Origin of the sequence: Clostridium puniceum (assembly GCF_002006345.1) — a bacterium.
Taxonomy (GTDB): Bacteria; Bacillota; Clostridia; order Clostridiales; family Clostridiaceae; genus Clostridium; species Clostridium puniceum.
Genome location: NZ_LZZM01000127.1, coordinates 48,846 through 72,190, shown reverse-complemented (window position 1 = coordinate 72,190; position 23,345 = coordinate 48,846). Strand labels below are relative to the sequence as shown.

21 protein-coding genes and 2 pseudogenes are annotated in these 23,345 nt (G+C 28.2%); 2 read left to right on the top strand and 21 right to left on the bottom strand.

Annotation, left to right across the window (positions count from 1 at the left end):
• Positions 1-55: 55 nt before the first annotated feature.
• From CLPUN_RS09935 to CLPUN_RS09845, 21 genes and pseudogenes are all read right to left on the bottom strand, one after another.
• Positions 56-526: a hypothetical protein gene (locus CLPUN_RS09935; protein WP_077847130.1), complete on the bottom strand. Its 471-nt coding sequence runs from the start codon at positions 524-526 to the stop codon at positions 56-58.
• A gap of 228 nt (positions 527-754) precedes the next feature.
• The gene (locus CLPUN_RS09930) at positions 755-1,072 is read right to left on the bottom strand and encodes a nucleotide pyrophosphohydrolase (RefSeq protein WP_077847129.1); all 318 of its coding nucleotides are present in this window, start codon (positions 1,070-1,072) and stop codon (positions 755-757) included.
• A gap of 208 nt (positions 1,073-1,280) precedes the next feature.
• Positions 1,281-2,615: an FAD-dependent oxidoreductase gene (locus CLPUN_RS09925; protein WP_077847128.1), complete on the bottom strand. Its 1,335-nt coding sequence runs from the start codon at positions 2,613-2,615 to the stop codon at positions 1,281-1,283.
• 396 nt (positions 2,616-3,011) lie between these two features.
• Entirely contained in the window at positions 3,012-3,155 is a 144-nt protein-coding gene (locus CLPUN_RS27625) for a hypothetical protein (protein WP_158078744.1), read from the bottom strand.
• Between the two features lie 245 nt (positions 3,156-3,400).
• Positions 3,401-3,727, bottom strand: a complete 327-nt coding sequence (locus CLPUN_RS09920) for a hypothetical protein (protein ID WP_242954096.1) — start codon at positions 3,725-3,727, stop codon at positions 3,401-3,403.
• Between the two features lie 29 nt (positions 3,728-3,756).
• Complete coding sequence (locus tag CLPUN_RS09915; protein WP_077847127.1) at positions 3,757-3,996, bottom strand: hypothetical protein; 240 nt, start codon at positions 3,994-3,996, stop codon at positions 3,757-3,759.
• 144 nt (positions 3,997-4,140) lie between these two features.
• A complete protein-coding gene (locus CLPUN_RS09910) occupies positions 4,141-4,374 on the bottom strand; it encodes a hypothetical protein (RefSeq protein WP_077847126.1) in 234 nt (77 codons plus the stop codon).
• Between the two features lie 257 nt (positions 4,375-4,631).
• Positions 4,632-5,264, bottom strand: a complete 633-nt coding sequence (locus CLPUN_RS09905; RefSeq protein ID WP_077847125.1) for a hypothetical protein — start codon at positions 5,262-5,264, stop codon at positions 4,632-4,634.
• A gap of 40 nt (positions 5,265-5,304) precedes the next feature.
• On the bottom strand, positions 5,305-6,417 hold the full coding sequence (locus CLPUN_RS09900; protein ID WP_077847124.1) for a hypothetical protein: 1,113 nt from the start codon (positions 6,415-6,417) through the stop codon (positions 5,305-5,307).
• A gap of 88 nt (positions 6,418-6,505) precedes the next feature.
• Positions 6,506-6,621: pseudogene (locus tag CLPUN_RS28650) on the bottom strand (YwqG family protein); the annotation flags it as partial.
• A 656-nt stretch (positions 6,622-7,277) separates the two neighbouring features.
• Complete coding sequence (locus CLPUN_RS09895) at positions 7,278-7,727, bottom strand: DUF6097 family protein (protein ID WP_077847123.1); 450 nt, start codon at positions 7,725-7,727, stop codon at positions 7,278-7,280.
• A gap of 330 nt (positions 7,728-8,057) precedes the next feature.
• A complete protein-coding gene (locus CLPUN_RS09890; RefSeq protein WP_077847122.1) occupies positions 8,058-8,375 on the bottom strand; it encodes a hypothetical protein in 318 nt (105 codons plus the stop codon).
• A gap of 148 nt (positions 8,376-8,523) precedes the next feature.
• Positions 8,524-13,443 (bottom strand): DUF4132 domain-containing protein, encoded by a 4,920-nt coding sequence (locus CLPUN_RS09885; RefSeq protein WP_077847121.1) that lies wholly within the window; start codon positions 13,441-13,443, stop codon positions 8,524-8,526.
• Between the two features lie 18 nt (positions 13,444-13,461).
• A complete protein-coding gene (locus CLPUN_RS09880) occupies positions 13,462-13,881 on the bottom strand; it encodes a hypothetical protein (protein WP_077847120.1) in 420 nt (139 codons plus the stop codon).
• A 287-nt stretch (positions 13,882-14,168) separates the two neighbouring features.
• Positions 14,169-15,908 carry a hypothetical protein gene (locus tag CLPUN_RS09875; RefSeq protein WP_077847119.1) on the bottom strand — a complete coding sequence of 580 codons (1,740 nt, stop codon included), beginning with the start codon at positions 15,906-15,908 and terminating at the stop codon, positions 14,169-14,171.
• Between the two features lie 295 nt (positions 15,909-16,203).
• A pseudogene (locus CLPUN_RS29595) lies at positions 16,204-16,416 on the bottom strand (LysR family transcriptional regulator); the annotation flags it as partial.
• A gap of 29 nt (positions 16,417-16,445) precedes the next feature.
• Positions 16,446-18,146 (bottom strand): SWIM zinc finger family protein, encoded by a 1,701-nt coding sequence (locus CLPUN_RS09865; protein ID WP_077847118.1) that lies wholly within the window; start codon positions 18,144-18,146, stop codon positions 16,446-16,448.
• A 224-nt stretch (positions 18,147-18,370) separates the two neighbouring features.
• Positions 18,371-18,901, bottom strand: coding sequence for a hypothetical protein (locus CLPUN_RS09860; RefSeq protein WP_077847117.1), 531 nt, complete (start codon positions 18,899-18,901; stop codon positions 18,371-18,373).
• Positions 18,902-18,925: 24 nt separating this feature from the next.
• Complete coding sequence (locus tag CLPUN_RS09855) at positions 18,926-19,222, bottom strand: hypothetical protein (RefSeq protein WP_077847116.1); 297 nt, start codon at positions 19,220-19,222, stop codon at positions 18,926-18,928.
• Between the two features lie 437 nt (positions 19,223-19,659).
• The gene (locus tag CLPUN_RS09850; RefSeq protein ID WP_077847115.1) at positions 19,660-20,817 is read right to left on the bottom strand and encodes a stalk domain-containing protein; all 1,158 of its coding nucleotides are present in this window, start codon (positions 20,815-20,817) and stop codon (positions 19,660-19,662) included.
• Between the two features lie 292 nt (positions 20,818-21,109).
• Entirely contained in the window at positions 21,110-21,484 is a 375-nt protein-coding gene (locus CLPUN_RS09845) for a winged helix-turn-helix transcriptional regulator (RefSeq protein ID WP_077847114.1), read from the bottom strand.
• Between the two features lie 138 nt (positions 21,485-21,622).
• Between CLPUN_RS09845 and CLPUN_RS09840 the strand changes: the two genes are divergently transcribed.
• Together CLPUN_RS09840 and CLPUN_RS09835 are read left to right on the top strand one after the other, a co-directional pair.
• Positions 21,623-22,153 carry a nitroreductase family protein gene (locus tag CLPUN_RS09840; protein WP_077847113.1) on the top strand — a complete coding sequence of 177 codons (531 nt, stop codon included), beginning with the start codon at positions 21,623-21,625 and terminating at the stop codon, positions 22,151-22,153.
• 205 nt (positions 22,154-22,358) lie between these two features.
• The gene (locus CLPUN_RS09835) at positions 22,359-23,075 is read left to right on the top strand and encodes a spore coat protein (RefSeq protein WP_077847112.1); all 717 of its coding nucleotides are present in this window, start codon (positions 22,359-22,361) and stop codon (positions 23,073-23,075) included.
• The last annotated feature ends 270 nt before the right edge of the window (positions 23,076-23,345 follow it).

The window sequence follows — 23,345 nt, the reverse complement described above, 5'->3', positions numbered from 1 at the left end:
TTCCTATATCTTAAATTTCATCACAATTTAATTAAGCTTTTAAAAGAATTATCTTCTAATAACCATCTCCGCCGTAATGCGGTCTTCTGCGTCTTCTTCTACGTCTTCTTCTGTGAAGATCTCTTAAAAGAAGTATACTAATTAAATCTCTTAAAAAACGTCTTCTGCGGCGAGGACGCTGCCTTTCTTGCTCTTCTTCATTCCTATAATAACCTCTATGCTCATTGTCGTTTTCATCCTCTTCGCGCTCATCATCATACTCATCAACATTCATATTCTTTTCTATCATGTCATATATGTCATCAGTAATATTTCCCAATTCATCTTTTGTAGGGCAATACATTGTTCCGTATCTCAGTTCAATTTGGTCCCCTTGATACTTTACCAAAGGCATTACTCTATGATATAGTCTTGGATATAACATCGCTAAATCTTGTTCATCTTCCTCCTCTATCATTGGATCATATGTGTTTCCCATTGGTTCTTGATACCACATCGGATAAGGTGGTATTTGTCTGTTATACATATTTTCTCCTATCATAACTAAAATTCTTACTACAGTTTATTCTATAATATTTTTTATAATTAGTGATTAGAAATCTCAATTTAATTTTCAGTTACTAGTAGAAACAATTTAGTAAAAATTATATTCCAAAACAAAAAACTTTGTTAATTTTTTATCGATGAATAGAATCTTGGTTGTGATTCGCGCTTTTTATAGTTGTGAGAAGATTTTGGTTGCGCTTTTCGCTTTTTATAGTTGTGTATATTTTTTGCTGTTGCCTTTAGCTTTTTCAACTGGATACTTCTTTTCATTTTTATCCATTTTGCTATTTATGATTTCTTCTAACTCAACACCTAATGAATCAGCCATATGTATACAATAAACCATAACATCAGCAAGTTCTTCTAAAACATGCTCTTTATCATAGTTTTCTTCATTCCATAAGAATTCTTCTAAAAGCTCTCCTGCTTCAATTGATATTGCTTTAGAAAGGTTGGCTGGAGTATGAAATTGGCTCCAATCTCTGTCATTTCGGAATTTTCTTATTCTATTTATTGTGTCTTTCATTTTAATCGCTCTTTCTATGTTTTGCCAGTTTTTATTTTTATTATAACATATATTTATTTGAAAGGATTAAAGCTGAAATTTTCACAACAGTAAAAACTTCAGCTTTAATCAAAACATTATATTTAATTTTTATCCACTTCAATTGAAATTTCATTTATATAAATTTCTGTAAAAAAGCCATTCTTTTATGAATAGCTTTTTATTACTTTTATTTTAATGCTTCTAATGCCGCAATATTTAATAGACTCCAAGGCTTATTAAAATGTGGTTGAAAGAAAAAGTCTGTCATTGCAAGTTCTTCTACAGTCATATTATTTTGAATTACTACAGATAATGTATTCATAAACTGAGTCAAATCTATGTTTGAACTTATTTGGCCACCTAACACTCTTCTTGTATCCTTATCAAACACTAATTTTAAAATTACCTCTTCATAAGTGGGCATAAATTCTGGTCTATAATTATCCTTAACTACAACTGCACCTACATTAAAATCAGTTGTGCTTTTAGCAACCTCTTCTGTAAGTCCTGTGGATGCTATAGATTTTTTATATATCTTAATTCCAGAAGTACCTTGAGTTCCCATATATTTAAGTTTAGGTTCAACTATATTTTGAGCAATTAAAGTTCCCATTCTAACTGCATTAGTCGCTAAAGGAATATATCTATTATCACCAGCTGGATTATACTTAACAATACAGCAGTCTCCTCCTGCAAAAACATCTTCTTTGCTGGTTCTCATATATTCATCTATTACTATGGCACCATTTTCTAAAGTTTCTAATTTGCCTTTTATAAGAGAAGTGTTTGGCTTAAATCCAATGCAAAGTACAACTAAATCTGCCTCGTATTCCTTACTTTCAGTTACTACATGAGTTACTTTATTATCTTTCCCTTTAAATAATTTAACTTTTTCTCCTAAAACTAAACTAATTCCGTGATTTTTAAACTCTTCTTCTGCAGTATCAGTAAATTCCTTATCTAAATACTTAGACATTATTCTTTCTTCTGCATCTATTAATGTAACATTTTTACCTTTCATTTTAAAAGCTTCTGCAAGTTCAACACCAATATATCCAGCACCAATCACAACTACATTTTTTGCATCAGTTGTTCTAGCTTCTATTTCTTTTGCATGATTATAATTTTTACATAAAAGTATATTTTCTAAGTCTCCACCTTCAAATTTAGGTACTATTGGCCATGAACCTAAAGTTAGTACTAATTTATCATAATTATCTTCAAAAATATTATCATTTTCCAAGTTTTTAACTTTAATTATCTTATTATCAAAATTAATCTCTAACACATCATGCTTCATTTTAGTTATAACATCAATAGAATTTAATTTCTCTGGTGAATTATAAAATAATTTTTCTGTTTCAGTAACTACTCCGCCTATACTTAAAGCAATTCCACAGGATAAAAATGATATATTATCATTTCTTTCATAAACTACTATTTCACTTTCTGGATAAAGTTCCTTTAAATTAACAATAGCAGCTGTACCTGCATGAGTACATCCTATTATTATAATCTTCATAATCAATACCTCCATCTTTTTATTAATTATTATTATTTATTAACAATAATTATCCTCACTTCATTATATATTCTTATTCAAAAGAACGCAAAGTATTTTTTTAATACTTTCAATATCCATTACCTCTTACCCACTTGAATTCGATACATTCTTTTTGCTTAACCAATCCCTCTATAATTGTTTATAGAGCTGAAGTCCTTTATTCATTATACTTCCTCCACAAACCACTATTTATACACCTCTTAAAAACCTTACGAACCACTGCTCCTACATTTTAGAAGCAAGTAGTATAGCTCCAATCAATTCCCAAATATTAATCTTTGAAGTATCAATATTAAAGTTTTCTCTCAACCTTCCATATCCTCTAGCCAGGATCGCATTGCCTCTAAATAGTTCTCAACACTTAAAGTTTTCCCATGCTTCAAGGCTACTCTTTAAATCATTTATTAATACTCCTATAAACTTGATTAAGTCTTTTTTATTACCAACCTTATATATATTATTGCCTAAGTTTAATTGAATTTTATTTTCTTTAATCATTAAAACTCCTCTTAATATGTTCCATATTATCTTATAATCAGAATTATTTACTATGCATCTTTTATTTCTGCTTTTCTTATTACAATTTTTTACTATTCTGAAACCCAATATGCAAATTCTTTAATAACTGTTTCAGGATTAGCTCGCTTATTTGGGTCTACAATTAAATCACAATATTTAAGTTCATTTATTATCACAGGTAGAGTTTTGCCGTACTTTTGTTCAATTACTCCTTCTTCATTAAGCTATTTAACCACTTCAACACATAGCTCTACAAATCTGCTAGTTATTTTATCTCCTAACTTTAATGCTTTATCAAAATTTTCGTCTTCTTCATCATATGAATAATATAAATTGTTTTCCTTAATCCACTGGCTTATCTTTTCTCCATCTTCTAAATTTTCTCCCAAATTATCACCTATAATTAACTCCTCATTTTGCAGCCAAAATGCAAAATTCCATTTTGCTTCTGCATTATCACATGCATCTGACAATGGGTTTTCATATTGCTCCATAGTGTTATATCCAAGTGTAATCATTGGTCTTCTTGGGTCATCTTCTGAATTTGACATATATAATGATATAACGTAAATATCCTTAATCACATCGCTGTCCCATGATTTAAAATAACTTCCTCTAAATCTTCTGTATCTAAAGTAAGATTCTGCAAATTTGTTTTACTTATATCAATTTTTTCTCTGCCATGTTTACTCCGCTTTAATGTTCTAATCATTTTCCTTCGAGCAATATACGATAATATTTCCTCATCACTGCCTTCATAGTATATTTCCCTCAAAGCTCCTAATTTATTTAAATCAGACGAATTCAAAAAATTTTCCATTTTATTGTCAAAAAATTTCCCCGGAGTCGCTTCAAAAGAATTTTCTGCTAATAATATAGTTGATGAATTCTCTTTTCCGCCAATATTTAGAGTTCTACTTGACTTTTCAGCTTTCCAATAGATTTTTTTCTCATTTTCTGAATACTACTGCCATAAATATCTAACCTCATGAACTAAATAACCATCTATTGGCCACTCTCCATATGCAGCTGCTTCATTAAAAACTAATGGTTTCACATTTTCTGCATAAACAAATCTATTAGGAACACCTTTATACATTGTATAGCAGACATAAATTTTGCCTTCAATATCTAATGATGTTATATTTAGCAATTCACTTTCAGAAGGTAACGTAGAGGAAAACCAAGCTAATGCCATTAATGCAACTCTTTTGTTATCTTCTTCAACTACTTGATATGCAGCCCATTTATTCTATCTTTCTGACCGAATACAATAAACGTCTCCTAATTTTGCTATCCTATTCATTTCCTCTCCATTTCTATTCACCAATTGCATGGAATTTTATATTTTTTATCTTATAAATATTCTTTTAAAATTTTTATAAATTCTGCAATAGGAAAAATTTATTAGTAAAATTTCTTTTAGCATTTCTTAATTTCTTATTTTCTAATTCTTCAATTGTCTTTAATCGAATTATCCGGAACAATACCTAAAGCATATGAATTTAATAAAGAAGCTATAAATGAATTGGAAAACTCAAGAATTAATGCTGCTCCAATAATTTCAAAATCATCTGAAACATAAGCTGCTAAATCTGATGATTGAGAAGCTTTTATAGTTTTAATAAAAGCCTCCTTTCTTATTTCCTCTAGAAATTCATCAAGCTCCTTTTTTTCTTTTTCATTAAAATTTTCAATTTTAGGAAAGCATTTTTCTATATGCTTAGCAAAAAAATATTCAAAATCGTAAGTTCCAATTGTAATTGTATGAGGATATTTCTCTAATAATTTGCTCTTTTCTTCATTATCTAGATATGGAATAAAATTATAAGTTATCTTTTCTCCTATCCTAGAAATACAAGCTCGCTTATAATAATATAACTTTGAATACCTTCTAACATGTCCATCCTTGTCATTAAAAAATAATTCAAGTTTTTTATAGTCTTTTTTCTTTACTAATAATTCACATGCCAATAATCTTATTTTCGGATTTGATTGCATTTTTAACAATTCAAATATAGTTTCCCAGTTTGTTAAATCACCTGTATCAAATAGCTCTCTGGCATCTTTGAATAATATATTATTCAAATTAAATATTCCTTTCTTTATATTTCTCTATATAACCACATTAAAAATGATATTGCGTAATATTACAGCGTTTTAACATTTCTAAAAAATATATATCTTTGGGCAAATGGCTACAATTTATAAATTCCAATTCTAATAATGGAATTCTCCTATCTCCATACTCTCCCCAATGTGAATTTCTAAAATTGCAATTTATGAATTTACATCTTAAAAACTCAGCTTCTATTGATATCTCCGAAAAATCTATATTTTGAAATATACAATTTTCATAGATTCCAGCAAATATCTTCCCTTCTTCAAGGATTATATCTGAATATGAATTATTTTGATTTATTATTTTTTCTAAATTCGTTTTGGTATTACACTTTTCTTTTACTGGACTTTTTAATTGCTGAAAATAAAATAATATTATCTGTAATCCAGCTTCTATTTTCTTTAAAGAAAGATTTTTTGATTTATAATACTCTTGAATATATTTAATTAATACCTCATTAGTAAACACTTTTTCTAAGAATTCAATATAAGTTAAGTGTGTATTGGGAATTACAATTTGAAAATATTGTTGTTCTCCAACTAATACTTTTTCAACATCAAATGTTTCTAAACTTTGCATTCCACCAATTGGAGATTGAGAAGTTGCGCTTAAATACGCTGTTACTAAATCGTAATAGCATAATGACTCTGCATAATAACATAAGTTATTATAAAAATAAGGTTTACTAAGCATCACTTTCGAATTTGATGCTTTTGAATAGTACCAATTTTCTTCCTCTACTATTGGATTAACATCTAAACGAAAAGAGTCAATAATATTCAATACTCCAAAAAGAATCCCCCAAATAGTTTCAATTGATAAATTTCCAAAAGATTCTTTAATTTTTTTACAGGCTTCATATTCTGTTAATGGAATAATTAATTCGTATAAATCCATGTTACTTTTTATTCCAAAACTTAACGTTTTAAAATCATCATGATTGTTATATTTTTTTACTTTTATGCTAATATACTTTAGAAATGCACTACAAACTTTTTTATCTATAATATAGTTTTTCGAAATTACTTCCTTAATTTCATATTCATTCTTTAATTTATTTTCACAAAACTCCATTAATGAAAAAGTATCATACAATGAATAAATAAAACTTTTTTGCATAAAACTTGTACACCACCTTTATTATCATAAGAATTTGATTTTTCAAAGTTAATCACACAAAAAATAACCTTCTCCATATACATCTGAAAAGTAATCTTAAATATTCACCACTAGATGCTCTTGATATTCCATTCCAATTTCTAAATACGGATCTCCTCCTAGTTTACTTTCCCAAAGCATAGTTTTCTGCTTCTTTAAACTTCTCAAAATCCTCTTCTTCCCTTGAATGACTATAAATAAAATAAGCAAGATATAAACTCGTACTTTCCTTCATAAATGTCTTGCTATAGGGTTCCTCAATGGGACTAAAACTTATAAAATTTAAAAATCACTGATATCTCTAAAATTGCGCATGTTATATATCTTGCTATCAATATGGAACCCTATAGTTGTTATAGCTCATGTTATTGTATATACATCTACCTTCTATGGATATTCTTTATTCTTGTAACTCAATTTTTGAATTATGTGACGAATGTGGATGGAAATTTATCTTTAGGTTTAAAGAAGGAAAGGCAAGAATACTTTAGGAAGAAATTCAAGTTATAAAGAAGATTAAAGATTATAAAAGTAGCCCTAATCTCATATATCTTAATTAGGTTCCATACAAAAAAATATCTTCAAGAATACTAGATCTTTTCGACGAGACTCTCTAACATCTGAAGATATATCACAATTAAATCAGCATATGAAAACACACGATTTATAACAGTATAATTCTAGCAAAGGTGGTGATAAATTTAAAGACTATGGGGCTAAGTAATCAATGATCTATATAATTCGCCAACATCCATAAAAAATATTGGCGAATATTTAATTAATCTATATTAAATATAGATTTTACAAGAAAATGGTGTGTTTTACTCAAAGGTTATTTCTTCTATCACAATCTTTCTTTTCAATTCAGGATAAATCTTATAGTAAAGCTTCTTATGCAAGATAGAATGGTACATAGCAAGTATTAAGGTAATACCAAGTAAAACAGCAGCTATTATATATATTTCAGGATTATTTAGAATGAATCTGAACACGTCAAAATTTTTATTAATCCACTTGGCATATATATAAGCTGCCAAAATCACAAGCAAAACAGGAAATGCAATAATTCCTGACATAATATTTACAATACTCATTTTCTTATGAGTAGATTTAAAGCGTTCTTCACCTATAGACCGTTCTAACAAAAAGCATTGTTTGTCAAAGGAATCACTTTTCTGAACTTGAAGATTATTTTTAGTAATATGCTTATGTAAAATGTCTAATTCATTACTGAATTCCAAAGTTTCATGTAAAATCCTTCCAAAATTCATAAATACACCTCCTTGATATGTTTTAAATTATTATTTTATGTAAAATAAATCAAGAAAATCTCATTTTACATATTTCAAATATAATTTACAATTTTCTATTAATTTACCAACATTAATTATATTATCTAATTATATATTTGACAATATACTATATATGCTTAAAATGTTATTTATACAACGTTTTTCGCTTATTTGTAAATTAAGTAAAGAAGAAAATCTAAAGTTAATTTTCTTCTTTATACAGCTCTCTCGATAGCCTATCAACTTGTTTTAACACTTGTGGCATTCTATATTCACCTTTTAGTTCTTTTACAAATTGTGCAGCGTAATTTAAATCATTAATTCTTCATTATCATAATTATTTATTCTTGAAATATATATACTTAAAATTTCGATTTCATTTTTTTCTTTTAAATTCTTAGTTAATATTTCTACAAAATCAGTATCTAATACGTCATAATATGTCAAAACTCCTGATCTACAAGACATTGCCTGCCAATTCATAATTTCACATAATTCAACAATCCAATTTAGCAAGGTATTTGGGGATTTTTCAAATTCTGAATAAGCAATCCGAAGCAGTTCAACCTTTGACTCATATTCATATATTGAGTTAAAAAATTTATCTATATAAGATTTTGCATACATCGCATTACCATCCTTTTTCTTTAAGGCACATTTAAAAAATAACCAATCCATATGCCTAACTAATTAAAATCAATTATTATGCAGAGTGTTACTAATTTTCATTAGCCACCCTGCCGATCAAAATTTCATAATTAAGCATTCATCTAAATTATATAATTTGCTCTAATATACTTGGATCTTTTATCTTAGAGTCTTCAGCAAAAAGTGTAATCTTTGTTATTATTTCTACACTTCTTGGATCACTGTCTATAAATGGCAGGAATAGCTTTCCTCTATGTCCAGAAGGTACTGAAACTATATTTATTGAGCCGCTTCCCATTTTATGTACTACTCCACTGCCTAAATGTACTGTGTATTCTCCATGAGCTCCTGTAATATATGCATGTGAGCCTTTTAGCTTGACATTTGAAAGCTTCATAAGCTTTAATATTTCTTCTACAATTGCAGTTCTAATTTCAATAGTTGAAAGGCTTGCTTCTGGATCTACTCCGCCTACATGAGCTACACTCACAACTAAGTCCAGATCTCTCATAACTTCAGAGAAAATCAATTTAGACATATGAGCTAAATTTAAATGTTTATAAGTTTTTCTATCTTCAAATCTTACAAATTCAAGAACAGGCGCCTCTATATCTGCTGGAGAAAACCAGTCTGCCTGAGCATAAATAGTTGCAATTATATTGTCTTTATAATAAACCTTTTGAAGCCCTTCTTCATCACTTGCCATCCAGCCTCTAGTTTTTAAAAGTGCCAAAGTCTTTTTAGGCTGCACTTGATGTCCTGCATATCTTCTGGATAAGGTCTGCTCTTTTAATTCATCTGAATTTGGAAGATATAATTCTCTAAACACCTGTTTAAAAGGTTGCACAATTTTCTTTGCAAATATATCTTTTTGATATTCCTGCCAAACTTTAGCTTCGTATAAATAAATAGGGTGAGCTATTATTACCTCATCATCTTCCTTTAATTTATAAGTATTATTTTTATAATCAACTAAAATATCTTCAGTTAAATACCCAATAAAAGTTCCTGCCTTAAATAAAAGATTTTTGATTATTGGCTTTAATACTGGATTTTTGCACAGCTTCATAAGCTCTTCACCCTTAAAGCCTTCACCATTTTCCATAGCTTCCTCAAAACTCTTTCTTGCTCTTACATATTGATCTTTTAAACTTTTCTTTGATTGATTTATTTCCAATATATATTCATTTTTCTTAAGCTTTGCAGGTATGCTCTTTAATGCTTTACCAGCTTTAATACAAAGCACATCTGCTTGTCCAAGTTCATCAATTGTAAGCTTAACCTCCACCTCATCTATAGCCTTTGGTTCTAGATATGACAATATACTTTGGATTTTAGCTGTTTCCATATTCCAAATTAATCTATTTACATCTGAAAAGCCAGCATTTCTAGCAAGGTTAGTCAAGGCTATTTTCCCACTTCTACCTTCACTTGCCTGTCTTTGAGCTCCAAACTTTTTACTCTCCTTAATAAACTCTTGAAGATATTCATAACGCTCTAATAAATCTTTTTCATCTTTAACAGGAATTAATCCATAAACCAGTAAATAATCCTTATTTCTCGTATCTTGAACTTTACCTTTAACTTCCTTTTGCTTAAGCTTTCCTAAGGTAGCATCTGCAAAAAGCTGAGATCTCTTGTGTAAAGCACCTGCTGCAATATATTTTGCACTATCATATACATCTTTAAATCTTTTTTCTCCAATAGTATTATAGGCTTCCTTAAACCATTGCTGATCAAAGGCTCCATCCTTTAAATCCTCTGCTGATATAGGTGTATATCTTGCTACAATAGCAGATTTTTCCTCTGAAAAATTATCATTAACATGAGCATGGAAATACCAGCAAGCTGACTTTAACCCCTCATAACCTATATAATCTGAAACTATATCCAACCACTGTGGTGAATACATAGCCGCTTCAATTAAATGTTTTGTAGTTACTTTTTTTCCTTTTAAGGCTTCCTTTAAGCTTTCTGCATTTTCTTCTGCTTTAGGATAACAGCATTTTAATAAATGACTTAATATAGCTTTCTTAGTACAGTCTCCGCCTACATAGTTGTAGCCTCTAACATAGGTATCTTTTTCTGAATTTAGTATAATTTGAGCAAAAATATTTACTCCCTGACATTTTTGAATTTGAGCTGCTAGAGTTGTTACTTCCGTATCTAAATCTCCCCTACCTGCTTCAATTTCTGCAATAACATCTACTGCTGCTTCACCTAGCTTTAAGATTTTCTTATATTCACTAAGTATATTTTTATCATATGAATTTTGACTTGTTAAACTATGCATATGTCTTGAACTTACTGGTCTTTCTATAATTTCTTTAAGAGCTTCATTTTCACCAATAATTCCAATTTCAAGCGCTCTGCCAAAATAGTTTAAATTAAAAGACATTTCTGCATAGAAATTGCTAGCTTTATAATAATTATAAGTAATAGTAAAAGCTTCACCAAAAACCTTATCATCTTTAGCACTTTCAAGCATAATTCTAAGCCAATGAGTTATATGTATTGCTGAAGCTACATAAGCTTTCATATTGCTTCGGTTATATCTATAATATTCTTCTTTTTTTGAATACTCCTCCAAATGCTTTTCCGCAGGTATTGCTTCATATATATATTGAGCTATTGCCTTGCTGATTTGGAATCTTTCAGCCTCTGGAAGCTCTTCCACTAATAAATATACATAAGTCAGTATATGATTGTGATATGGTATATTATCTATAACCTTTTTAAGTTCTTTAATGGTTTTATAATTAAAATTATTGTCTAAAAATTCTTTATACCACTCGAGATAAGTTCCATATTCATTCCTATCCGCCATTCTCAAATAGAAATCCAGCTCCATAAGGTTCCACCCCTCAAGCTGATTCTCCTTGGCAAAAGCTCTTACCTTTTCTGCCAGTGGGTAATTCTCCAAGCCTGTTCCAGTAATTTTTCTGTTAAGAGGAATAAGATAATATGAGCCACCTAAAGTTACTGTTGTTTTGCTATCATCCCACTCTGTAACTTCGTATTCAAATTCTCGATTTTCATTAATTAAATTACTGAAGCTATAAGCAATGTCCTTAATTTTTTCATAAGCACTTGAAAATTCATAAGTTACTTTTTTATCTCTGCTGACCTTTAATGGAGCATAATTTTTACAAGGTTCATATAAACCAAAACCATTTTCAAGGTTTTTAAGATTCTTTTTATCCTTATTGCTGCTTTTAACAGCCAATTTGCTGTTTTGCAAAGTATCATTTACTGCTGAAACATATTCTAAACACTTTTCAAATATGTCCTTATGTTTTGGATCATTTTCAATACTATTTACTATTTCAATTGCTGCTAGCTTTTTATTTTCCTCTTTACCTGCAACCAAATTTTTAACAGTATTTAAGAGCTCTTCACTAGATTGCTTAAGCAGAAGCTTTATTGAACTCTTTCTTAAATCTCCATACTTATATTTCAATAAATTTTCTATGTATTTATAATCCTCACTATTAAGTTTTAAAGCACTAACATTTTCAAAGGCTTCTACTCTAACTTGCTGGCTCTTATCACCACAAGCTTCAATTAATGCTGTTCTTTGCTTATTGTTTTTAGGTTTTTTTAAGAATTCTCCAAAGAATAATTCCCTTGAAATTACATTCATCTTATCTTTATAATCTATGAAAACCTCTAATATAGCTTCATCTTCTGTAATTCCAGCAGACAATATTAATTTTTCCATCAATTCATTTACATTAAGATTTACTTTAATCCAAGGAAATACTACTTCTTCATACTTTATTTCTTTTTTTGGCATCCTATCAATAATTCTCTTTAGCTTATGAAAAAGGTCCTTGCCATAATATTTATTTCCTAATTTTTTGTATTCTTCAAGACGCTCTAAATTATAGGTTAAACCATAGCAGTTTAAATTATTAAATATATTTCTAACAGCTAAAGCTATAATTTCAAAATCATCCACCTCTAACATTTCACAAGCTGCTTTATGCATTAAAATATGATCTTGAGTTTCATATAAAAATTCAAGAGCAAGTAATTTTTTATATTTATACTCACCATGAAATAAAGTTTTTAATAGATCCTCTATATCTTGGATCTCATCAAAAGCAACAGACCACAGGCTTATATAAATCAAAAGATTATCTTCTGAAGTCAAGCATGACTTTCTATACTCCTCGTCTATCGAACAGTTATAAGCTGCTTCAAAGGATTTTTTTATAACTTTTGGTTTTTCAACCTCTAAGTTTAAGCCAGTCCAGGTACAAAAAGCCCTAACTACTGAAGAAAATCTCATTAAATTGTTATCTATTATAAGTTTAAGAATATATAAAAAGCCTTTTCTAGAGCCTTCATCCAAGCTTTCAACTATACTTTGCCTTAAGCCCTCTTGAAGCTTTGCAGCAAGCAAAAGCTCTCCTATCATCTTATGCGCTTCTTCATTTTCACTCATCAAAATACCTTTAATCATTTCTCTTGTAATTAATGAAGCATTGTTATCATTGTAAATAACTTCTCTAAGCTGCTCTAAAACCTTATTTTCATTATTATCTATTTCAACTGCTATAATATCTGAAATTACACTATTATACCCATAACTCTCTCTCTCACCCTGAAAATATTTATCAAGTGAGAATTGAGAGGTAGTTAAATACAAATATTCTCTAAGTTTAGTCATATTTTTATTAAGATATAATTTTGAAGCCTTTTTAGTTTTATAAGACCTTCTATAACCACCTACAGAATAGCTATAGCTTGTAGCCTTATCCCAAACAGCTTTAAATATTTTTGCATTTTCTTCGCCAAATAATAATTCTAAAAAGCTATATCTATCACCTTCAAAAATTTCCTCTATAGATTTAGTCTCTTGCTTCCATAAGGCAACTTCAAACTCTTGGTATCTATTTTGTGTTTCCTTATAATCAGCTTCCTTATAATTTTTAAAAAGCTCAATAAGCTTCATAGCTTCTAGGTTTCCATTTGTTTTTTTATTCAAAACTTTTTTCAAATGATTTATAACCAATTCTTCTCTTTCCGTATAATAACTCATAATGCTACTCCTCTCTTTTTACCACAATCTGCCTGCTAGCATTGTGAATTTAATAAAAGTTAAAATATCTCCATTATTTAAATTTACAGCTTCATCTAACTTTCCAGTTTCTTCATCATTTACAAATACTTTATAAATACCATCTTCATAAGCTGTAAAAGCATTTTCTAAAGCTTTACTCAAATTTTGTTTAGTATCATTATAAAGACTTCCAAATGAAACTTTCCCAAGTTCAGCTTTTGTTTCTATTTCCTCTGCTGTCAAATACTCCACTAGTTTTTCCTTTTTTATGTTGTCATTAAATTCTTTAACGTTTTTAATTATAATTTGTTCTATTAATAATCTTAAGGTAGCAGGAATCACCTCTAAAGTTATTTCTTCCTTTGATATAAAGTTTTTACGCGAGCTTGCCTGCTTTACATTTACATATAATTTCATATAACCTCCTAAAAAAATTTTAATACTTCTAAGAAATTTAAAAAATATGCTAATATTTTCACCTTTGTTGACACTATGCAAATAAACCATATTATTGTATTTATTTTTATTTTTTTATTATAACATGTATTTTCCAAGTTCCTATATCAGTCTTTTCTTATTACACCTTATTTTATTTAAAATGTTTTTAAACAACGACTTCAAACATATTTTTATCATCTATTCCTGTTATATTTCTTATCTTATAGTAGCTTTCATTTTTAACTATTAATTTTTCGTATAGCAATCTATGTCCTATTATTCCCTTTGTATTTTTTTGAAAACACTGTTTTGGGAACTTTCTCAAACAATTGGTTAAGTGATGATATTAATGAATTATCTAGATATTTGTATGCTGGGTTTACTTGGTTTTTATCGAAAATTTCAACCAATTCATTAGCTATTGTGTCATCTAATTTGGTTTGGATTTCGTTTAAATCATCAATAATAATAAGGTTTCTTCCTCTTGCAAATGCTAACGCACCTGTAACTATATCCATATCTGCTGCCTCATCAAGAATCACATAATCAAAAATACAATTATTATTAATTGTATTTATAAAGAAATCTCTTGCTGAAGTTAAAATAGGATAGTTTATTTTTTTATTTAATGTTTCGTCTTCTCCTTCTATTTGAGATATGTTCATTTCTTTACTATTCTTTAAGTATTCATATAGCCCACTCTTTAATACTTCCATTGATTTTTTTTTGAATTGTTCTATTTCCATGTTAATTTTATTCTTATCTAAATTGCTCTGTAGTAATTTTATTTCTATATCTATCTCATCAATTTTTAAGTTGTTATAAGCTTCACTTAATACTTTTTCCAATATTTCAGGTTTAATATTATAAAAACCAAAATCTAAAATATTATATTTGAATATAAACATTATTTTTCTCAAAAAGCTTATATGTCCTTGCTTTTTAATAATTGAACTATATTCTTCCTTAAAGGCTAAAAGCTTCTCTGTGCTAAAGCTTAACACAGAAGCTGGTATTTTAACTTCATTTGATTCAATAGCTTTTTCAAGTTCAGCATTGTCAAAAATTAGATAGGATTTTTGAACTTCTAAACTTTCAATTTTAGTTTGATTTTCCAATTTTTTAACTAACTCATTTTGAATACTAACCAAAGCTGCTTTTTTCTCAGATAGATTTTCATGCTCAAACTTACCGCTAGGATTTCTAAGCCACTGTTCACAATTATTTTGAAAACTGTTTGTTTCATTCTCTTTTAAATGATTCACAGTAAAATCAATATCTGATTGTTTAAGTATTTCTAGATATTTTAAGGCTGAAAAATCATCCTTAGTAACTATTACTACATTTTTCCCCTCTAAAACAGCAGTTGCAGCGACATTTAATATAACTTCAGTCCTATCTGCTATTGATGAACTCTCTATAATGTTTATTTTACTATTAAGAGCTTTTTCTACTGCCTCCCTTTGCTTTAAATTAAACCCAAAAGGATATATTGCAAAATCGAAATCATATCCTATTTCAATTGATTTTGGATTTAAATAATTTACAAGTGCACTATTCGGATTTATAACAGAAATTTTTTCAAGTATTTTACTTACACCATCATAATCATTGTATAAATCAAGCTGCTTTGAAATCTCTTTAAAATACATAAAATTATTCTCTACAATAGGTTCCTCAAGGCCATTATCTCTAATAACTAATTTATCTCTTGAGTATAACTTATTGCTTCCATCTTTGAAAATAATTCTTATTTTATCAAATTCCTCAAAAATTATAGCCTTTAAAAGGTTTGTCATTTGCACTTCATTTTCATAAATCACAACATTTCTCAGTTCAATCGGCTCAAATTTTGTACTCCACTTAACTTGACTATCACCATAAATATTACTTTCACCATTATTTAATTTTACTTCAATTTTATCATCTTCTATTTGATAACAGTTTATTACCGCTTCTGTTTTATCTTCATCATTTATAAAAATTATACTATTTTCAATATTCAAAATAATTACCCCTTATGTTCTTATTCTATACGTCTTAATTATCTTTTAATATCTCTTAAATCATAATTTTCAAGTCATTATCCTCTTGAAAATTTTAGTCTAAAGCTAAAGCTTTCTCTGTATATTCTAGCTCTAAATTACTCTTTTGTAAATTATAACAATTTATTAAAGCTATCTCATAATTGGTTTCCAAAAATTCTCTTGTTCTTACTCAGCCTTTTTCAATTTCTCTATTGCTCTTGAAATTTAATAAAACTCCAAGCTACAGATAACTTCTATCACAAAATCTTTAAACATTTGGGCATTTATTTAAAAAGTCACTTATTATTTCAGGCATAAAATGTGTTCCTATGGTAAAGTGATGAAGTTAATCTTATATTACGTCCATTTTTTCAAATAAAGGGACTTCCAGCTCTTCTTCTAATCTAGAAATAGTCTTTCTTAAGACCGGTTGTGTTACAGAAAGTAAATTTGCTGCCTCAGTAAAAGTCTCCCTTTCCGCTATTATCTTAAAATATTCTAGCTACTGCCATTTCATTATTTAATCTTACTAAGTTCATCTAAAAAAGCTGGTCTTTTTCTATATAAAGCAATTAATTCATTTATCATTTGTGTTTGATTTTGCTTTCCAGCAATTTTTTTATATCTTTTAATTATTCCACATATATTTTTATAATTACTTCTATTTGATGCATGACTAGCTTCAAATTTTATATATCTTTTATAAATCTCTATTACTTCATCCTTAAACTTATCCATTAAAATTTCTGCATAATTATCTATACTTGTTGGATTTTTTCTTACATATTCCATTGTTTCATCTAAATCCTTTTCTTCTAATATTATCTGAAGAAAAATTCTTTCAGAATGCCAATGGTCATATTTTTTAAGTTCTTGTTTTAAATTATTATAAAAATTTGTTTTATCTTCTGCCAATTCTTTTAATTCTTTATAATATTCAAAATTACCCTGAAGTAAAAGCTCTTTAGCTAAATTTCTTTGTTCCTCTCTCATAGAAAGTTCTTTATATGCTGAATATCTTATTTTTTTCCATTTTAAAATTAACCCAGCAAATCTTGCATCTTGTTTTTCTCCGTCTAATGACAATTCTAAAACTTTTTCATAATTTTCCTCTTTAAGATATTTGTTTATAAATAATTCCCTAAAAGACGAAAACTTTAAGTTGTCCTTTATAAACTCTTCTGCTTCTTCCTTAGTTCCATACTTATTTATCATATTAAATAATATATGAAGCATACATTCGTTGCTGTATTTCATATACTCATTCTTATAATTTTTATCAATTAAGTAATTTAATTTTATCTTTAGTTTGTTTCTAAGAACTTCCGTAATTGCAACATCAACACATAATCCTAAAATGTCCATTCTATAATCTGTCCAATCATCAAAAATCTTACTTTCACCTTTACTTAACAATCTCTCAAATAGCTCTTCCTTTATATTAATATCTATATCTTCATTGTAACTTATTATTTCACCTATTAAATTAATGGTTTCTGATACTAAGCCACCAACATCACCATCAGAATCATCGGCATATTGAAAAGCCTCTATTCCCTCATCTATTACTAAAAAAGCAATATCGACTGCCAATATTATATCATCTGTTTCTCGTATCTTTTCTAATAACTCTTCCATGTCGCTTACAAAATAACCAGCTTCTCTATAGGAAATAAATCTCTCTCTTCCTAAATGCTTTTTCACAATTGAATCTATTAACTTTTTGCATTTTTTAAGTTCCTGTTCACTATTTCCTTTTGAATATCTTACAATAAGGCTATCTTTTAAAGTTCTATCTTTTTTGGTTATATCCAATATAATATCTATTAGCTTTTCTTTTGAAAGGTTGCTCAAAACTTCTTTTATTTCTGGCTCTTTCATCATTACCTTTTTTGACTTTTTATTAATAACATTATTTCTATTTTCTACTTTATCATTAATAACATTGCTTATATGTTCAGCTAATTCATAATAAGCTGCAACTTCATGCTTACATATTGGTCCAAAATCGTATGGACAATCACATTCAGAATAAATTATTTCACCATTAGTATCAAGCTGTACTACAACCTGATAGTCTTCACTTCCCTGTACTTCAAATATGTAAGTATTATCTCCTTCATTACGAGTGTCAACTATATTCCCATCAATATAATAGTCATAGCCTCTCTCTAAAATTATTTTATCTATATATTCCTTAAAATTATCTATATTCATGGTAACTCCTTTGCACTTTACTTTTTATATAACTAAAAAACTGTTTCTTGTTAAATTTTACTGCCATCATTATAACATACATTCTTATGAAATAATTTAATCTGAAATTTTCTATAAATATGAAAATCTCAGATTATTATACTTTATTTTTAATTTACTTATTAAAATTTTCTCCACAAAAAAATGAGAGCTTACTCTACATAAACTCTCATAAAAATTTATTATTAATTCTTTATAGCTTTAAAAAATTCTGAGAAATGTGCGTCATCTTTAAGCTTAATATATTTCCAGATATCCTTATACTTAATTTCAAATTCTGCATGATCACCAAGTGCATGTATAACTCCTATGCTAATGCCCAATGAATCTTTAGTCATATAACTAAATTCACTCCCCATTTTATCTGATGGATCTGCAGCTAAAAGTCTTTTTTTCCACTCCTCAAGAGTAAGCATATTTATTTCAGACTTATATTCAGCTTCGTATTCACTATTTACAGCCTTAAATCCTCCATTAATAAGCATATTAATAAAATCATCGTTAATATTTACAATATCATTTAATCTTAAATTCTTTCTATTTGTAATATCCAAGTTAGTTGTATAAAAAAGATTGCTTGGATGTGCAGCTCCTGAAACGTTCCCCACTCCAGAATAAATTATGCTGAGAAGTTCTGGCTCCTGACAAACAATTTTATAATTTATATCAATAGTTACCTCACCGTCTACATCTTTATAATAATTGTTGCCCTTCAATGCTTCATTTTTAATAATCTCATTTTATCCCTTCTGTTTTTCAGCATCACTTAAATCTGATATTTGAGGATAACTTATCTTAGTTCCTTTATTATTATCATAAGTTTTACTTACTATTTTATATGATCCCTGAGATGCTGGCTCAAAATTACTTTGAGCACTGTTTTTATTTATCTTATTATTTTCTGTTATGGAACTTTCAGTGGAAATACTGTTATTTGCCATAACTACTTTTGATGAATCACTGCTCTTTCCGCTACAGGACAAAGTTATTGCCATTGTTCCTATAAGGACTAATCCAGCACATAATTTTCTAAACATAATTTCCTCCTCTATGCACTTGTATATATTAGTCATTTCCTTATTACACTAATATTACTCTTAAAATTTGCATATTTACAATATTTATTGATAATTCATCTTTTAATGTATGAAAAGCAATGATAATATAAAATTAATTTCAATAAATGGAGTGCTATTATGAATTATGCTATTAATAGAAGTCCAAGAAAAAATAAAAATACTGCTACTTTAAAAAAACTTATATTGAGTAAAAGTCTCATCTTCCCATCCCGTAGCATAATATATTAATAAAAATCTTTACATAGCCTCAGAATAAACTCATACTTATTATTCTTGTCTCTACTTATGTTACTTATTATTTAAACTCTCTATAATACAACTTCTAATTAACTTACTTCATTTAATTTGTGATTAGTATAATATCTAGTGAAGATTATTTATTAGAATATATATAATTAAGAAGTACTTTTAATTATTTTAATAATATCGTCTTGTTTCATACCATCATTTACTGAAATAGAATATGACATATTATTTACACTCCAGACTGCGACTTTGATAAGATTATTATCTCCTTTTAACTTAACATTGCTACCATTTATATTTACAATATTATTAGTCTTATAGTTATTATAGTCACCACTTATATCCTCAATTCCTTGTCCCATTCTAAATAAAACATCACTTTGTTTACTTATATAGCATATTTGAAATAAATTTCTTGATATAGTATTTATATATTTTATATTATATTTACCTAATAATTCTTTTGGTACTGTAACTTTAAATTTTAGTGCTTTTTGAGCTTCATCTATAGTGTCAAAGCCTTCAATAGGATTTATTATATCCAATACATCTTCAGTTTGAGTCGCCACTGTAGATGCAGGCTTACCATCCCATTTCCCGCTTTGATCCACTTTATAGCCATCTGGAGTTACTGTACTTGTTGCCATTTCTCCATTATTTAATAAATAGTACCAATTTCTATTGGTTTGCACCCAACCTCTTTGCATTATGCCATTGTTATTCATAAAATACCACTTATTATTTATTAATTTCCATCCTTCTATCAATTCTCCATTAAGTGAATAAATCCATTGTCCATCTTTATTTCTTACCAAAAAACTTCCCACTGCTTTTTGATCATTAAATAGAAAATTATACATATTAATTGGAACATATACAATTTTATTCTCTATTATAGGCTCTGCACCTAATTCATGCATCATAGTTAATCCTATAGCATTACTGCTTGAATAATAATAACCATCCATTCCTACATAGACGTTTGTTTTAATTTCACCATTATCTAAACTTACAATTTTATTATCCTTATCTGATTCAACTTTAAAGCCAAGACTTTCTGCTGTAGTTTTAAGGGGAACCATAACCTTTCCTTTATATATTAAAACACCATTTCTCCCAATTTCAATATTTTTTCCGCATATTATCACTTTATTGATATCTACATCCTTAGGCGCAGAGTTTGATATAGGAAGCTCCTCAATAACCTCTAACTTTGATTTTTGAATATCCAAATCTGCTGCAAATGCTTGAGCTGACATTCCCATAATTGTTACTGCTGTTAATAAACCTATCATTAATTTTTTCATAATATTATCTTCTCCTTCTAAGTTACATGTTAATTTTTCCTTTTATATTAGTAATACAATCCAACTTAGAGAAGTGTTGCAAAAATTTTTATAAAAAATATAATGTCTTAGTAATGTAATGACCTCTTCCTCTAATTTTTGATTATTGAAATAATTTCTATTTAAGTATTCAATCAAATTTTGATAAAAATTATCTATGTTTAATAAAATTATACCGTAATTTTACATATTAAAAATAACATCTAGCTTTATAAAAACTTAAGCCAGATGCTAATTGTATTATTTAATTTGATTACGATTGATTTTTTCCCCAGCTTGATAGTTCATATAGTAATGGCAATAAGCTTTTTCCCTTATCAGTAAGTTCATATTCAACTCTAAGTGGCATTTCATTATATTGATTTCTAATAATCAATTGATCTTTTGCCAATTCATTCAAAGAATTAGATAACATGGTATTCGTTATTCCTGATATTTTCTTCTTTAATTCATTAAAACGTACTACATCTTTTTTTAACAATTGAGACAATATACGTAGCTTCCACTTTCCCCCAATGACTCCCAAAGTATATTTTACTGGGCATTCTATGTTATAATTACCTTCTTCATTATTATCATCTTCTTTAAGTTCTTTTAAAAATTGATCTAACTCTGTCTTAGTTGCCATCTATCTCCCTCCCTGGTATTAAAAATAATACCTAATAATAAAATTCTGCGTACTTGTTTACGCAAATTTAAGTAAGTATAATAATTATACCAAGTTTATTAATTTGAGTAAATGTATTACTAAAAGGAGATTTTAAATATGGAATTAATGAAAGCAATTGCAATTCGTAAATCAACTAGAAGCTATAAATCTGAACAAATTAGTGATGAAACTTTAGATACTATTATAAAAGCAGGATGTGCTGCACCAATAGGAATGGGCGCTTATAATTCAATGCATCTAACAGTTATTCAAAATGTTGATTTATTAAATAAAATCACAAATATAACCAGAGAAGTGTTTGGTAATCCAAAAATGAATCCACTTTATGATGCTCCTACCTTGGTGATTGTTTCTAGTAAACCAAATGAGAAAGCACCAGCTATTGGATTGGCTAATGCATCTTGTATAATTGAAAATATGTCCCTTGCTGGAATAGAATTAGGAGTTGGAAGTGTATATTTATTAGGCTTTGTATTTGCAATTTCTAAAAATGAGGATTTAATAAAAGAGCTAAACTTACCTGAAGGTTTTGTACCAGATGCTGGTATAGCACTAGGTTACCCAACTGAACCATTAACTAATGAAGAGGAATTAAAACAAGCTATTGAAACTAACATAATTAAGTAATATTTGTAAATAAATATTTTCGGTGTTATTAAGCAAACCCTAAATAAGGATACTGCTTGTAGTTAAATCTACCAGCAGTATCCTTATTTTTAAACTTTCTATATAACTCCCCCTTTCTTACTTAGCCTAAGACTAAAATCTGTAGCAGATTACAGCTTAGCTCATAAACTATTTATGTGAAACACTATAATGTAAAGGAGCGGTTATGTATAATCGCTATTTCAGGGATAACATGACAACCCAAAGTATTGTTTCTTTTGTACGAGGAGATGTAAATGGTGATAGAATACCTGATAATGTGTATTTAACAGGTATAAAAACATCAGATAGTCCATTTACTCAAAACATTACCCTTGTAATACAGGATGGAAGCACAGGCAGATTTACCAACATACCTCTGAGTAACAATTCAGGATATAACCCAAGTCTTTTTTTAGGAGAATTTACTGGAGATGGTATCGATGATATCTTCATAAGCATTAATTCAGGTGGAAGTGGTGCTATAATGTATCACTACATTTATTCCTTTATAAATAATACACCACAATTGCTGTTTGATTTTAATTCATACAACGAGGAATACAATTATGAAGTTACTTATAAGGATAACTATAGAGTTGAGGTTATAAGTAAAAAAAATGATAGAAACTACATTATAGATATATCCACTAGTAGAGATGATGAGTATCTACATGAAATATATTACGAGAACGGTAACCTGAAAAGTCCCATTAGTGGATTTGTAAATCCTTTAAGTGGCTTATATCCAGTAGATTTTGATTCAAATAATGTATATGAGCTGCTAGCCTATCAAAAAATAGCTGGAAGATATAACGCAGATTCTTTAGGCTATGTTTTAAATACCTTAAAGTGGAAAGATAATATGTTTATTTTAGCTAATCAGTATGTAGCAATTTTTTAAATGCAAAATTTGAATTAGTGATGAATGGTATAAAGGTTTTATAGAAATGGCAATATAAAAACACTATATAATACAATAGGAATTACTCCTATCACTCTGTTTATAAAGATGAATAACATAACCTTTTTCTACAAATAATAAAAAGTAAAGAAGGTGGTGATATTAATGGGTGATTCCGAATACAACAATGATAAGAGCAATAAGAGTAAAACTGCACAGAAAAAGAATAAGAATAAAAATAGTAATAAAAATGATTTCAAATAGTATATT